Annotated in this window: 12 protein-coding genes and 1 riboswitch; of the genes, 8 read left to right on the top strand and 4 right to left on the bottom strand. The window is 39.0% G+C overall.

Going from position 1 to position 14963, the window contains the following annotated elements; genetic code table 11:
• Window positions 1-17: 17 nt before the first annotated feature.
• The 6 genes from EDD69_RS04985 (at window position 18) to EDD69_RS04960 (ending at window position 8772) form a co-directional block, all read left to right on the top strand.
• Window positions 18-2333, top strand: coding sequence for a YhgE/Pip domain-containing protein (locus EDD69_RS04985; protein ID WP_279388132.1), 2316 nt, complete (start codon window positions 18-20; stop codon window positions 2331-2333).
• Between the two features lie 147 nt (window positions 2334-2480).
• Window positions 2481-3494 carry a LacI family DNA-binding transcriptional regulator gene (locus EDD69_RS04980; protein ID WP_132947869.1) on the top strand — a complete coding sequence of 338 codons (1014 nt, stop codon included), beginning with the start codon at window positions 2481-2483 and terminating at the stop codon, window positions 3492-3494.
• 33 nt (window positions 3495-3527) lie between these two features.
• Window positions 3528-4835 carry an ABC transporter substrate-binding protein gene (locus tag EDD69_RS04975; protein ID WP_132947868.1) on the top strand — a complete coding sequence of 436 codons (1308 nt, stop codon included), beginning with the start codon at window positions 3528-3530 and terminating at the stop codon, window positions 4833-4835.
• A 74-nt stretch (window positions 4836-4909) separates the two neighbouring features.
• Window positions 4910-6205, top strand: coding sequence for an ABC transporter permease subunit (locus EDD69_RS04970; RefSeq protein ID WP_132947867.1), 1296 nt, complete (start codon window positions 4910-4912; stop codon window positions 6203-6205).
• 14 nt (window positions 6206-6219) lie between these two features.
• On the top strand, window positions 6220-7047 hold the full coding sequence (locus tag EDD69_RS04965; protein ID WP_132947866.1) for a carbohydrate ABC transporter permease: 828 nt from the start codon (window positions 6220-6222) through the stop codon (window positions 7045-7047).
• A 21-nt stretch (window positions 7048-7068) separates the two neighbouring features.
• Window positions 7069-8772: a glycoside hydrolase family 13 protein gene (locus EDD69_RS04960; protein ID WP_132947969.1), complete on the top strand. Its 1704-nt coding sequence runs from the start codon at window positions 7069-7071 to the stop codon at window positions 8770-8772.
• A 27-nt stretch (window positions 8773-8799) separates the two neighbouring features.
• Here the strand turns inward: EDD69_RS04960 and yhfH are convergent, their stop codons facing one another.
• Window positions 8800-8931 carry a protein YhfH gene (yhfH, locus tag EDD69_RS04955; RefSeq protein ID WP_132947865.1) on the bottom strand — a complete coding sequence of 44 codons (132 nt, stop codon included), beginning with the start codon at window positions 8929-8931 and terminating at the stop codon, window positions 8800-8802.
• Between the two features lie 161 nt (window positions 8932-9092).
• Here yhfH and EDD69_RS04950 point away from each other — a divergent pair, with 161 nt between their 5' ends.
• Together EDD69_RS04950 and EDD69_RS04945 are read left to right on the top strand one after the other, a co-directional pair.
• Window positions 9093-9827, top strand: a complete 735-nt coding sequence (locus tag EDD69_RS04950) for an MBL fold metallo-hydrolase (protein WP_132947864.1) — start codon at window positions 9093-9095, stop codon at window positions 9825-9827.
• A gap of 251 nt (window positions 9828-10078) precedes the next feature.
• Window positions 10079-11437, top strand: coding sequence for a radical SAM/SPASM domain-containing protein (locus EDD69_RS04945; RefSeq protein WP_132947863.1), 1359 nt, complete (start codon window positions 10079-10081; stop codon window positions 11435-11437).
• Between the two features lie 240 nt (window positions 11438-11677).
• Here the strand turns inward: EDD69_RS04945 and EDD69_RS04940 are convergent, their stop codons facing one another.
• From EDD69_RS04940 to EDD69_RS04930, 3 genes are all read right to left on the bottom strand, one after another.
• The gene (locus tag EDD69_RS04940; protein ID WP_132947862.1) at window positions 11678-12409 is read right to left on the bottom strand and encodes an EAL domain-containing protein; all 732 of its coding nucleotides are present in this window, start codon (window positions 12407-12409) and stop codon (window positions 11678-11680) included.
• Window positions 12410-12518: 109 nt separating this feature from the next.
• Window positions 12519-13790: a methyl-accepting chemotaxis protein gene (locus EDD69_RS04935; RefSeq protein WP_132947861.1), complete on the bottom strand. Its 1272-nt coding sequence runs from the start codon at window positions 13788-13790 to the stop codon at window positions 12519-12521.
• Window positions 13790-14278: a chemotaxis protein CheW gene (locus tag EDD69_RS04930; RefSeq protein ID WP_207893246.1), complete on the bottom strand. Its 489-nt coding sequence runs from the start codon at window positions 14276-14278 to the stop codon at window positions 13790-13792. Before EDD69_RS04930 ends, EDD69_RS04935 begins: the two co-directional genes overlap by 1 nt.
• Window positions 14279-14402: 124 nt before the next feature.
• Window positions 14403-14494, bottom strand: a riboswitch (cyclic di-GMP riboswitch).
• Window positions 14495-14963 lie beyond the last annotated feature (469 nt).

The following is a 14963-nucleotide window of genomic DNA, read 5'->3' as shown; positions in this document are numbered from 1 at the left end:
AAAAGGGGGTAGGTCGTTTGCGTGGAATTTCATTGTTTTTTCAAGAGATCAAAGCGATGGCATCGAATCGAAAAATGTTGATTCCTGTTATTGCCGTATTGTTTATTCCGCTTTTATATAGCGGCATGTTTTTATGGGCGTTTTGGGATCCGTACGATCATTTAGATGAGCTGCCAGTGGCTGTTGTGAACAACGACAAAGGCGCCGCATTCAACGGTGAAGAGCTTCACATCGGCGATGATCTCGTTGAAAAGCTAAAGGAAAATAAGCAATTTGATTGGCATTTTGTCGATGAAAAAGAGGGGAAAGAAGGATTAAAACAACAAAAATATTATATGCTTATTGAAATTCCAGAGGATTTTTCAAAAAACGCAACGACATTGCAAGAGGATCATCCAGAAAAGTTAAAACTGATTTATATGCCGAATGAAAGTTTTAACTTTTTATCCGCGCAAATCGGCGGAACTGCTGTCGAGAAAATAAAGGAAGAAGTCGCGAACACGTTGACGACAACGTACGCCGAAGCGATGTTTGACAACATTAAAAAGATGGCAAACGGATTAAGTGAGGCGAGTGATGGGGCAAAACAATTAAACGATGGCATTCGCTCGGCAAAAGACGGAACCGAGCAGCTTTATGATGGAATGAATCAAGCCAAAGATGGTTCAGAAGAAATTTATAAAAATTTGACGTTGTTAGCGGAAAAATCGATTGCATTTAAAGATGGATTACAAAAAGCATCTTCCGGTTCTGAACAGTTAAATAGCGGCCTAGGGCAATTAAATGATGGTTTTGTTCGCATGCAAGAAGGGCAATCGCAGTTGCTTGCAGGAGCGAAAAAGGCAGAGGTTGGTTCCAAACAGCTTTCTTCAGGGTTAAATGAAGTTCTTGGTGGCATGAAGCAAATGGATGAAAAACTTCCGCAACTTGCGCAAGGTTCTGAGCAATTGAGCCATGGCGCGAACCAACTTGCCGCATCCCTTACTCAATGGCAGCAAGGAGCGGAGCAAACAAAAGCAGGAGCGGCTAAAGTGAGCGGGGGGTTAGAGCAATTAGTCGTTCAACTGGATGCGCTGATTGCTCAAACAACCGATCCGCAACAAAAAGCAACATATGAGGCGTTAAAGGCGAACATCGCTCAATTAGCTGCAGGAAGCAAGCAAGTAGCGGACGGAATCGATCAATTGGCGACCGGAGCCGTGAAAATAAAAGGCGGGGCTGATCAGCTCGCGCAAGGGGCCACACAACTGCATCAAGGACATGTAGCGTTAAGTGACGGCGTGAAACGCTTGCTTGCTGGTCAACAACAGCTTGCCGATGGAGCGAAAGTGTTAGCAAGCGGTCAGACTCAACTTGTGCAAGGAATGACAACATTGAATGAAAAAATGGCTGAGGCGAAAAGTGGAGTAGAAAAACTTGCGGAGGGAAGCGGCGGACTCGCCTCCGGATTAGAACAGCTTGCTTCGGGCTCTCATAAGCTTCAAGATGGTGCGCAACAGCTTGCGGATGGCTCTGGGCAGCTAGTGGACGGCATGGAAAAGTTGACAAATGGTACAACCGAGCTAAACGACGGAATGAAAAAGTTAGATGAAGGTTCTGCCGAGTTGGCAGCAAAATTGAAAGATGGCGCCAAAGAAGCGAGCGATGTAAAAGCGAATAAAGATGTATATGATATGTTTGCTGAACCGGTGAAAGTGAAAAACGAAAAAATCAATGAAGTGCCAAACTACGGAACAGGTTTTACTCCTTATTTCTTATCGTTAGGTTTATTTGTAGGGGCGCTTCTTTTATCGATTGTCTTCCCGTTGCGCGAACCAGCAGCTACACCGCGTTCACCATTTAGCTGGTTCTTTGCGAAGTTTGGTGTGCTTGTGATTGTAGGCATTCTTCAAGCGCTTTTGGCCGACTCGGTTTTATTAATCGGTTTAGACATTGAGGTGCAAAGTGTGCCGAGATTCATTTTCTTTAGCATTGCGACAAGCATTACATTTCTTTCTGTTATTCAATTTCTCGTTACGGTCTTTGGCGATCCGGGACGATTTATTGCGATTATCGTATTGATTTTACAATTAACAACGAGCGCTGGAACGTTCCCGGTTGAGCTCATTCCAAAAGCATTGCAACCATTTAATGCATGGTTGCCGATGACGTATTCGGTATTTGGCTTTAAAGCGGTCATTTCAAGCGGCGATTTCGCATTTATGTGGGAAAACGTTGGAAAATTAGCGATGTTTATTATCGTTATGGTTGCGGGTACGCTTTTCTACTTTACCATTCAACATAAGCGTCAATTTACAACCATCGTTGAAAAAGAAACTTCTGAAGCGATGTAAGCTTCAGAAGTTTTTTTATCAAAAAAAGTTTAAAATTTTTTACGATGACTACTTGCATATACAAGCTCTTTTAATCTATAATTTTTGTGAAAACGTTTTCATATTTAAAGGGGGGGATCCACTTTTGCAAGAAGGGGGTAAGGGAGAATGTCTACGATTGAAGATGTTGCGAAATTGACAGGGCTTTCGCGAACGACCGTATCGCGCGTGATTAATAATCACCCATACGTATCAGAAGATAAACGAAAGCTTGTCATTGAAGCGATGAACAAATTGGGGTATGTTCCTAATTCATCGGCAAGAAGTTTGCGGAATCAAAAAACAGATGTCATTGCACTGTTCGTTCCAAGAATTACAAACCCATTTTTTAGCCAGTTGGTCGAATCGACGGAAATCGCTGCTGCTGATCATGGATATCAGCTTATCATTTGTCAAACAAGATATTCGCCAGAAAAAGAGTTAAACTATATGAATCTATTAAAAACAAAGCAAGTGGACGGGGTCATCCTCGCTTCTTTACAAAATGATTGGGAAAAGATTGAACCTTTCCTTGATTATGGCCCAATTGTCCTTTGCAATGAATTTGAAGATCGTGCAAACGTTCCTACTGTTAAGCTTGACCAAGTATACGGTGGATACATTGCTACGAAGCATTTGATTGAGCAAGGCCATACAAAGATCGCTTATTGTTGTGGCGGATATCGAAGCAATGTTGCAAAAAGCCGTGAAATCGGTTTCCGTCAAGCGCTATCCGAACATAAGCTTTCATTTGATGAGCGATATGCTTTTCGCGATGCCTTTAATATCGCTGATGGCAAGAGAGTGTTTCAAAAAATGATAACGCTTCCGGATCCGCCGACAGCTGTTTTTACGGGAAGCGATGAAGTAGCAGCAGGCATTTTGTCCGAGGCGCGGAAACACGGGTATCGCGTTCCGGAAGATTTAGCCATTGTGGGCTTTGATAATCAAGCGATTACTGAATTGATGGATCCGATGATTACGACAGTTCACCAACCGGTTAAAGAAATGGCACAAAAAGCAGTTGATATCATCGTTGAAAAAATCCAGTCAAGAAAATATCGAAAAAAAGAAATTTACGAGTTTCCGCTTCAATTGATTGTGCGCGAGTCAACAGTGTCAAAAAAGCTTGCAAAAGCTTAAAAATAAATTTTTAAAACATAAGGGGGATTCACAATGAAAAAAGTGACAAAAGTATCTTCTGCTTTGTTAGCGCTTACGTTAGGCTTAACGGCGTGCTCTCAAGGAGATGCGGAGCCGGCGAAAAAAGAAACGGGAGAAAAAGATACAGCGAAAAAGTCTGAAGAAGTTGTCAAAATTGTTTATGCTCGCGGTCAAGATGCAACAAAAGCAACTGAAAAAATCATTGAAGAGTTTGAAAAGAAACATCCAAACATCGATGTTGAATTGCGTGAAATGCCGTCAGATACAGGAGCACAGCACGATGCATACGTCACAATGTTGAACGCTCAATCATCTGAAATTGACGTCATGGACCTTGACGTTGTTTGGCCTGCAGAATTTGCACAAGCAGGATATGTATTGCCGCTTGATCGCTTCATCGAAAAAGACGGCATCGATTTAAGTACATACAACCAAGGAGCGCTTGCGGCTGGAAACTTCGGCGGCAAACAATGGGCGATGCCGAAATTTATTGATGCAGGATTATTATTCTATCGCACCGATATTGTACCAAAAGATAAAGTGCCAAAAACATGGGATGAATTGTTAGCCGCTGCGCGTGAATTTAAAGGTAAAGGCGGCACGAAGTTCGGCTACTTAATGCAAGCAAAACAATACGAAGGATTAGTATGTAATGCGGTTGAATTTATCGCTTCTTATGGCGGAAAAATTGTTGATGAAAATAACAACGTCGTCATCAACAGCCCTGAAGCAATCAAAGGGTTGAAAAAAATGGTTGAGATTGTGAAATCTGATGTGGTTCCAAGCAACATTACAACATTTACTGAACCAGAATCTCATACAGCATTTATCGAAGGTCAAGCTCCATTCATTCGTAACTGGCCATATCAATATGCGTTAGCGAACGACAAAGAGCAATCTAAAATTGTTGGTAAAGTAGGAGTGGCTCCGCTGCCAGCTGGTGATGCAGGCTCAGCAGCTACATTAGGCGGATGGATGACAGCGATCAACAAATATTCTAAACATAAAGAAGAAGCTTGGGAATTTGTGAAATTTATGACTGGTCCAGAAGGCCAAAAAATTTCTGCGATCTATGGCGGTTTAGCACCAACCATCCCTGCATTATTTGAAGATAAAGAAGTTCTTGAAGCAAACCCATTCTTTGGAGAAAAAGGATTTGTTGAGGGATTAAATGCAGCTGTGCCTCGTCCAGTTGTACCAAACTATCCAGAAGTGTCTGAAATTATTCAAATTAACGTATCGAAAGCGATTGCTGGAGAAATCACAGTAGAAGAAGCGGTTGCAAATATGGAAAAAGAAATTAAAGCGGTATTGAAATAACGTTTGCACATTAGCCTTCAGCCTGCTTGTTCAGCGCTGAAGGCTAAATCCTTTGCGAAAAGGGGGAACAACTTGTGAAAAACGAAAAAAAATCGGAGCGTTTATTAGCTTATCTGCTCGTTGCTCCATCGTTATTGCTGATTTTAGCGGTCGCGATTTGGCCGGTTATTCAATCTTTTTATTTTAGCTTGTTTGATTATCGTTTAAATAACCCCGCAAAATCTGCACTTCATTTAAATTACAGTCTTGACTTGGAGCGCTATTTAGAAAACTATCCGTTTTTAATGAACGCATTGAAGCAAGAATCTGCACAAGCAAGCGGAGAAACGAAAGAAACGCTTGAAAAATTACAAAAAGATTTGAAACGAGCAGATGAAGAGCTTCGTGCGGATCAAGAAGTTGCGAAACGATATGAACAGGTTGACGAAATTTTAAATAATTTTGAAGTCCCAAGTGAAGAAATTCGAATTGTCGAATTAGATAAAGATACCGCAAAAAAATTTGAGCAAACGATCAAAGAAACGAGACAAACGTTAAAAACATTGAACGAAAATGGTGAATTAAAACAAGGGGATAAAGTAACGGGGCTCGCTGAAGGACTGAAGGGAACGATCGTTGAACCAAACTTCATCGGTCTGGATCATTATAAAAAGTATTTTTCGGACAGTCGAATGTGGAAAGCGCTATGGAATACAACCGTTTTCACCGTTATTTCCGTTGCAGCGGAATTAGTGCTTGGTTTAGCGATTGCGCTTTTAATTAATAAAGCCTTTTTTGGACGTGGTCTTGTTCGGGCAACCATTTTAATTCCTTGGGCGATTCCGACAGCTGTTTCTGCATTAATGTGGAAATTTTTATATGATGGTCAAAACGGAATTGTGGCAAAATATTTTGCCGATCTCGGTATTGTTGAACGAATGAGCGATCTATTAACAACAGGTTCAGGAGCAATGTTTGCGGTAATTTTCGCGGATGTATGGAAAACAACTCCTTATATGGCGTTGCTGTTGCTCGCTGGATTGCAGACAATTCCAAATTCGCTTTATGAAGCGGCTTCCATCGATGGAGCGACCAAGTGGCAACAATTCACAAAAATTACATTACCACTTTTAAAGTCTAGCATTCTTGTAGCGTTATTGTTCCGTACGCTAGATGCATTCCGCGTCTTTGACTTAATTTTCGTTTTGACGGGCGGCGGACCAGCAAACTCAACCGAAACGATTTCCATTTTAGCGTACAAAGTCATGTTCTCACAAACGAATTTCGGCGAAGGTTCAGCTTTAGCGGTCATCGTCTTTATTTGCGTAGCGATTATTTCGACGATTTATATCAAGCTTTTAGGTGCTGACCTTGTTTCTGACCGAAAATGATAGGGGGTGCGAAAATGAAGAAAAAAGCAGGTCCGTTATTTTACGTGTTTTTAGCCGCGTTCGTCTTTTTAGTCATGTTTCCGTTTTTATGGATTTTATTGAGCTCCATAAAACCTTTAACCGAATTGTTTGGTGAAGAAGCGTTTAATTGGTTTACGAGCCATCCAACGCTAAAAAGTTACGTATCCGTTTTTGCAAACTATCCGTTTTTAAAATATTTGTGGAACAGTACGGTGATTGCGACGATTACGACGGCATATACGGTGTTCGTGGCTGCCTTTGCTGCGTATGCGATCGCTCGGCTTAATTTTAAAGGGAAGTCCATCATTCTTGGCATTGTTTTATCCGTATCGATGTTTCCGCAAATTGCGACGATTTCGCCTATTTATATGTTTGTGAAAAAGTTTGAATTAACAAACAGTTATTTAGGATTAATTATTCCGTATACAACCTTTGCTTTGCCGCTCTCTATTTGGTTATTGGTAACATTCTTCCGTAAAATTCCATTTGATTTAGAAGAAGCGGCAAAAATAGACGGAGCGACACCGTTGCAAACTTACTTTAAAGTCATTTTGCCGTTAACCGTTCCGGGAATTTTCACCACATCGATTCTTGTGTTTATCGCAGCGTGGAACGAATTTTTATTCGCTTTAACCATTAATACAGCGGAAAGCTATAAGACGGTTCCAGTTGGAATTGCGATGTTCCGCGGCCAGTACACGATCCCATGGGGTGAAATTTCGGCTGCAACGGTCATCGTGACGATTCCACTGGTCATCATGGTATTATTGTTCCAACGTCACATTGTTTCAGGATTAACATCTGGTTCAGTAAAAGAATAATGATAAGGGGGAGAATGGATGATGGAATCGATTTCAAAAAAATGGTGGAAAGAAGCGGTTGTCTATCAAATTTATCCACGCAGTTTTAAAGATTCGAATGGAGACGGAATCGGGGATTTACGAGGCATTATTGAAAAATTGGATTACTTACAAGAACTTGGAGTCGATGTCGTTTGGTTATCTCCGGTGTATAAATCACCAAATGACGATAATGGCTACGATATTAGCGATTATCAAGCGATTATGGATGAGTTTGGAACGCTTGATGATTGGGATGAGCTACTTGCGCAAATGCATGCGCGCGGCATGAAATTAGTGATGGATTTAGTCGTCAATCATACGTCTGATGAACATCCTTGGTTTATTGAATCGCGGAAATCCAAAGATAATCCGTATCGCGATTATTATATTTGGCGTCCAGGGAAAGATGGAAAAGAGCCGAACAACTGGCTATCGTTCTTTAGCGGCTCTGCATGGCAATATGATGAGGCGACAGGAGAATATTACTTGCACCTTTTCTCCAAAAAGCAGCCTGATTTAAACTGGGAAAATCCTAACGTTCGTAAAGAAATTTTTGAGATGATGACTTGGTGGCTCGATCGAGGCGTTGACGGTTTTCGCATGGACGTCATCAACGTGTTGTCAAAAGTGGAAGGGCTTCCTGATGCGCCAGTGACCAATCCGAATGATCGCTATCAATGGGGAGGACAATATTTTGTCAACGGTCCAAAGTTGATGGACTATTTACGAGAAATGAAAGAGAAAGTGTTAAGCAAATACGATATTATGACGGTTGGTGAAACGCCGTTTGTCAATACAGAGGATGCGATTCGCTTTACCAATGAGCAAGATGGCGTGATGAACATGCTGTTCCATTTTGAACATATGGATGTAGACTCAAAACCGGGAAGCCCTCTTGGAAAATGGGATATTCAGCCGTGGAAATTAACCGACTTGAAAAAAATTATGAGCAAATGGCAAACAGAGTTGCACGGAAAAGGATGGAATTCTCTCTATCTTGAAAATCATGACCAACCGCGTTCTGTTTCACGATTTGGGGATGACAAACGTTATCGTGTCGAAAGTGCGAAAATGTTAGCAACTTGGCTTCATATGATGCAAGGAACGCCATACATTTATCAAGGACAAGAAATCGGGATGACAAACGTTGCCTTCCCATCGATTGAGTATTATCGTGATGTTGAAATTCATAATTTATGGAAAGATTTAGTGGTTGAAAAAGGATATGATCCAGACAAAATTCTAAAAGCGATTCATTATCGTGGCCGTGACAACGCGAGAACCCCGATGCAGTGGGATGCAACGGAGAATGCTGGGTTTACAACGGGAACGCCATGGATTAATGTGAATCCAAATTATCGCGAAATTAACGTGGAGCAAGCCTTAAAAGATGAAAATTCTATTTTCCACTACTATAAAAAGCTCATTCGCTTGCGCAAGGAACACGAAATTATTGTGTACGGTTCATATGAATTAATTTTAGAAGATGACGAGCAAATTTACGCTTACATGAGAAGGCTAAACGATGAACAGCTGCTCGTGATCACAAACTTTAGTGCAGAGACGCCAACGTTTGTACTGCCGAACCATATTCAATTTACAGAAAAGCAATTGTTAATTAGCAACTACCCTGTCGATGAAAATGAGGGAATTGAAACCATTGTATTGAAGCCGTATGAAGCGCGTGTGTATAAGCTAAAATAAAAAGCAGCCGATTGGCTGCTTCTTCTTTTAGCATGTGACTTTTAAGCAGTTGGAGCATGTATTGCCGTAGCATTCATGTTGTTCTTCGATCTCTTTTCCGCATTCCATGCACGTTTTTGGTGGTAATTTTTTATAAAATTCAGACATTTTTTCTAACACTTTTACATCCCCTCCGTATTGTTGTTATTTGTATTGTATTATAACAGGATTTGAAATGTCAATAGCTGTTTTACAACATTTTTTCGCATGTGCAAAGAAAAAGAAAATCGATTATATTCGTTAGTGGAAAGAAATAATTGAGACGAAAGGAAGGGAAAGAAATGAAGGTCACTGTCGTCGGCTTTTGGGGAGCGTTTCCGAAAAAAAACGAAGCGACATCTTGTTATTTAATCGAGCATGATGGATTTCATTTATTGGTCGATTGCGGCAGCGGTGCATTAGCACAATTACAAAATTATGTCGATATTGAGCAGTTAGATGCTGTCATTGTTTCGCATTATCATCACGATCATGTTGCTGATATTGGACCGCTTCAATATGCGCGATTGATTAAGAAAAATTTAGGAGCCGATTTGCAAGAATTACCGATTTACGGACATGATTTTGATAAAGATGGATTTGTGCGTTTAGCTCATAAAGGGGTGACGAAAAACATTGCCTATGATCCGGACAAACCGTTAACGATCGGACCGTTTACGATTGAATTTATGAAAACGGAGCACCCGGCTATTTGTTATGCGATGCGCATTCAAGCTGGAGATGCGACGGTTGTGTACACCGCAGATTCGAGCTATTTACCTCAATTTGTTTCATTTTCTGACCGTGCTGATTTGCTCATTTGCGAATGTAATTTTTATGCGGGACAAAACGCTGCTCAAGCTGGACATATGACAAGTGAAGAAGCGGCGACAATTGCGCGCGATGCAAAGGTTGGGGCTTTATTGTTAACGCATTTGCCGCATTTTGGCGATGTTCAACAGCTAGTAAGTGAAGCAAAAACGATCTTTGATGGTCCCGTATATCTCGCTTCATCAGGTTTTGTTTGGGAGAAATAGTAACGCAACGGAGTTCATTCCGTTGCGTTTTTTGATTTCATGTCAAATTTTTTTTGCAAAATGTTCATATAACGTTCAAGAAAGTGATGGGGAGATGTCTATTTATTTTCTTACAATAGTTCCGTAGCGTCGAAGCTTTTGTGATAGACGAAATGAAAAAGAAGGCAAAAAGATATTCGGTTATGTGACGTATTTAACGGTTAAACCGCTTGTTTGCTTCTATGATTTTATAAAGAAGGGTGTTAGAACCGATGAAATGGATTCCATCGAGATTTAATGCGATTTCGCAAGCAGAAAACGGCGAACTTATTCTATACAACAGTTATACAGGGGCAATCTGTACGGTGACAGAGGAAGAGAAAGAGGTTGTTTTGCAAGCATTAAAGCGTAACGGGATCGATCGAGAATTATTACCTATTGAAAAAATGCTTGCCGAGTGTGGGTTTCTCGTTCCAGAGCACGTAAATGAGGAGAAGCGGGCGCAGTTTTTGCACCAAACATTACATAGAACGGACGCGATGCATTTAATTATACTTCCTACAGAAGCATGCAATTTCCGTTGTACATACTGTTATCAAGATTTTTCGCGCGGAAACATGAGCCGTGATGTGATCGACGGTTTAAAACGCTTTTTAACCAATAAAATTCCTAAATTAGAGCATCTTACAATCAGTTGGTTCGGTGGGGAACCGTTATTAGCATATGACATCATTGAAGAATTAAGCGAAACGGTATTAGAATTGACGAGCCGTCATGGCGTCACCTATCAAGCTGAAATGTCGACAAATGGATACTTTTTATCCAAAGAAACGTTGCAAAAGTTATTAAAATATAAAGTCAATCGCTTTATGATTACGCTTGATGGAAGCAAAGATGTGCATGATTCCCGCAGAGCTTTGACGAACGGTGGTCCTACGTACGAAACGATCTTGAACCATTTATTAGAAATACAAAAATTAGATGACTCCTTTGAAATTTACATTCGCATTAATTTTGATGAAGATAATCTTTCGCACGTTCCATCTTTTTTAGAAGAGCTTGCAGGTTATTTTGCGGGAGACTCGCGTTTTCAAATTTTCTGCCGCCCTGTTGGAAGATGGGGAGGAGCGAACGATGAAGGTTTACCGATCTGCGATCATCGTACAGCAGAAACGAAAATATGGGAGTTTACGGAATTCGGAATCAACAAAGGGTTAAGTATGAGTTCGATTATAGAGTCGATATTGATGCCTACTGGGGCGATTTGTTATGCTGCCAAACCACATTCGTTCGTGATTGGCTCAAACGGCCAAGTATATAAATGTACTTGTTTTCTTCATGAAGAATACAACCATGTTGGATGGCTTGATGCCGATGGGACAATGGACATCGACTTTGATAAATTGGCATTGTGGGTTACTTCGGGCGAAGAGCAGGATGAAACGTGTCAAGCATGCTTTTTCCGTCCTGCTTGTCAAGGAAATCACTGTCCGTTGTATCGCATACGTAAAGGAAAGCGTCCATGTTCTTACGAAAAGCGAAAAATCAAACAAGTGTTGCGCTTGATTCATGCGCAGCAATCTTTATGCAACTCTAACATAGAAAATGTTGAAGTAGGGGGAGGTGAATGAGATGCGTATTTTACGTCCAGCGGTATCTCCAGTCGCAGCGTCTAATTCAGGAAGACTTTCTAAATCTGTTCCTGGTAACTTAAAATAAAAAGTTTTATAGTTTAAGAATTAGCTTAAAATTTTCCTTCTACTTCTCCAAATAAAAATATCGTATGCATTTCACGTCTCATGCTATTAGCGGTAAGAAAAAAATCTTGCCGCTAATGGCATTATGAGACATGTCGAAAAATCAATACAGACTTATGTAGCACTATGTACATTTATCATATGTAGTGGCAGAGGCTTAGCAAAGTAATATCCTTGACCATAAGAAACCCCTAAACTTTTTGCACATCGCATATCTTCTTCCGTTTCAATCCCCTCTAATATAATTTTGTTACTTTCTCCTAAAAGATTTAGAGCATATAATAAAGTTTCTTGCTTTTTTGGATCATTTGCTAAATTTTTAGCAAAACAACGATCTAATTTAATGATATCAGGGTTAATTTCTGTTAATGAGTGAAATGAATACTCTCCCTTCCCGAAATCATCTAATGCAATTAGAAACCCTTTTTCTTGCAATAAACATATGCTTTTTGATAACTTGTCCAAGTTTGTCAATCGCTCCGATTCATTTATTTCTAATACAATTTGTCTACTTGGAATGGAAAAGGAATTTACTAACTCTTCTAAAAATTGTGTAAAAAAGGACATAGAAATTGTGGATGGATAAACATTTAGGGATAGAAATAAGTGATGTGAATGATATTTTTTAAATTCCCTTAAAGAATTAGTAATGGACGCTGTATCAAGTTCATGTACAAGTCCATGTTGAAGTGCATAGTTAAAAAGATGTTCAGGATTTTTTACAAGTGTACAGCGAAATAAACTTTCATAACCGAGCACTTTCTGATTGACAAGGTGATAGATAGGTTGAAAAAAATTAGTAAAAAATTGTTCTTTAATAATTTTTTTGATTAAATCGATATTCATTGATTTCACTTCCTTTTCTATTATTCAATTTATTCTGAATAAAATGTAGATAAAGGGAGCTTTTGGTGAAAATATATGCTCCCTTGTCTACAAAATAAAATTGGACCGTTTATAATTTGAATTTAATAACGCTTTCTCGTAACTCCTCAGCCATCTGCGCAAGAACTTTTGCAGATGATGTAATTTCCTCCATCGAAGCTAGTTGTTCCTCTGTAGAGGCTGCTACTTCTTCAGATGTAGCGGCATTTTCTGTTGCTATTTTTGCAAGCTCATGCGCTGTAGATGTGATTTCTTGTACTTCCGCTGAGACTTGTTGAGAGATGGCAGAAATTTCTTCAATTTGCGGCGCAATATCTTTCATATTTTGGACGATTTGTGCAAATTTTTCAGATGTTTCTTTCGATATTTCAAGACCATTTTCTACGTTTTGTGTAACTCCCGTCATTAATTTAACAGAATTTTCGGTGTCGTTTTGGATTTTTAGAATTAATTCAGCTATTTGCTTCGCTGATGCTTGAGATTGTTCAGCAAGTTTTCGTACTTCATCGGCTACGACCGCAAAACCTTTTCCATGCTCTCCTGCTCTTGCTGCTTCAATTGCTGCATTTAAAGCAAGAAGGTTCGTTTGATCGGCAATTCCACTAATCACATCAAGAATTTGACTAATTTCTTTTGAACGTTCATATAAAGACTTAATCATTTTATCAGTTTCTATAACCGATTTATAGATTGAATTCATTTGGTCAACTGTACGTGCAACAGAATCTCCGCCATCTTCAGCTTGTTGAGTAGTTTGTTTTGCAAGTTCTGTAACCTGATTAGAACTATCAGCAACACGGATAATACCTTGTGTAATTTCTTCTAAAGAAGTAGAATTTCGTTCAATTCCATTCGATTGCGTTTCAGCTCCACTTGCTACTTGTTGAATTGCAGAAGCGATTTGTTCCGTTGCAGCTGTTGTCTGATCTGCACTTGCTGTTAATTCCTCTGAAGATGCAGCGACTTGTTCCGCCGTGCTTCTTACTTCACCAACGACATTTCGTAAGTTTAAAATCATTTTATTCATTGATTGAGTTAATTGACCAATCTCATCTTTGGATTTTGTTTCAAGTAACTTTGCCGACAAATCTCCTTCAGCTACCATTTTCATACGATCTACTACTTGGAAAATCGGTTTTACAATCATGTTAGAAAGGGCAAAGGCAACCCCTAAGCCAATAATGATAGAAATAATAGTAAGAGTTAGAATCAAGGTATATGCTCTTTCTGCTTCATTTGTATTTAATTGATTGATTTCTATTAAACTAAAAATTGATACGATGATTAATAAAAAATTGACAACTAAAAATCCACTAATAATCTTTAATCGAAGGCTTTTCATTATTCATCCTCCATTCTTAGGTTTTCTTTCAACTCTTTTAGCTGTTCTAAATGAATGACATCATCATTGCTTAACAATTTTTCTACATCTAATAGAATTAAAATTTGATTTTCTAATTTTGCTATTCCATATAAAAAATCTATTTTCTTGTCTTGTGTAATAGTAGGTGTAGGTTGAATTTGCTCTCCGTTGATATCCATTACTTCGTTTGCTGCATCGACAATAAGCCCTACATCTGTCTCCTTGACTGTTACTACTACTAATCTAGTTTGATCAGTATAAGAACTCGATTTCATTGAAAGGCGTTTGCATAAATCGATCACAGGAATCACATTTCCTCGAAGATTCACAATCCCTTTGACATAGTGGGGAGTCTGAGGAATGGCTGTAATACTTTTCAATCGTTCAATAGAACGAACCTGATGAATATCAATTCCAAATTGTTCGTTATGTAGCTTGATAACAACACATTTTATATTTTGCTCCATCATCACAGCTCCTTTCTAATTAATTACTAACTAAAAAAACTGCCCTCTCTAGAATGCTAAAGAGGGCAGTTGATACCAACTAAATAAAGAACCTTCTAAAAAAATCACAATGATTTTTCCTAGGAAGGGCAGCTGGCTGGCATATCTATTTTGAAAATAGATGTAGCCCCTTTAGCTTTGCGTCCTACCCTTTCGAGTAGTTTGCCAATTCGATATAGAATCTTGTCGAATAATGTCGTCTATAATGTCACGTTGTATATACTAGCATGTTTATTAGGAAAATTTAATCATTTAAAATTTAAAATAAAGATTTATAGGAAATATTGGTGATTTTATTTGAACGTGTTTTTGTCTAATTTTGTCTAATCATGTCTAATTTTGTCTAGTACATATTAGCACATTTAGTAAGAAAAATGAACTGTTTTTTGTTTAGAGCAGAAGATTGTAGGAAAAATGAGCTATTTTTATTTGTTTATCTTAAATTTTTATATAAATTCAAGTTGAGTTTCCGACATATCTCATCATGGATAGAATACCATAGGCAGAAAAGCTTGTTCATGTCGGAAATTTAAGCTCATCATATATAAATGAACAGGAGATACTCCCATTGTTTCTCTTGCTCTCTTTTCTCTTTTTATCTATAATATGTTTAGAATTTTTTAAATTTTAAAATGAATGATTATTC

This window comes from Thermolongibacillus altinsuensis, from assembly GCF_004341205.1.
GTDB lineage: Bacteria > Bacillota > Bacilli > Bacillales > Anoxybacillaceae > Thermolongibacillus > Thermolongibacillus altinsuensis.
The sequence above is the reverse complement of the archived record's forward strand: the minus strand, read 5'-3'. Positions and strand labels throughout refer to the sequence as shown.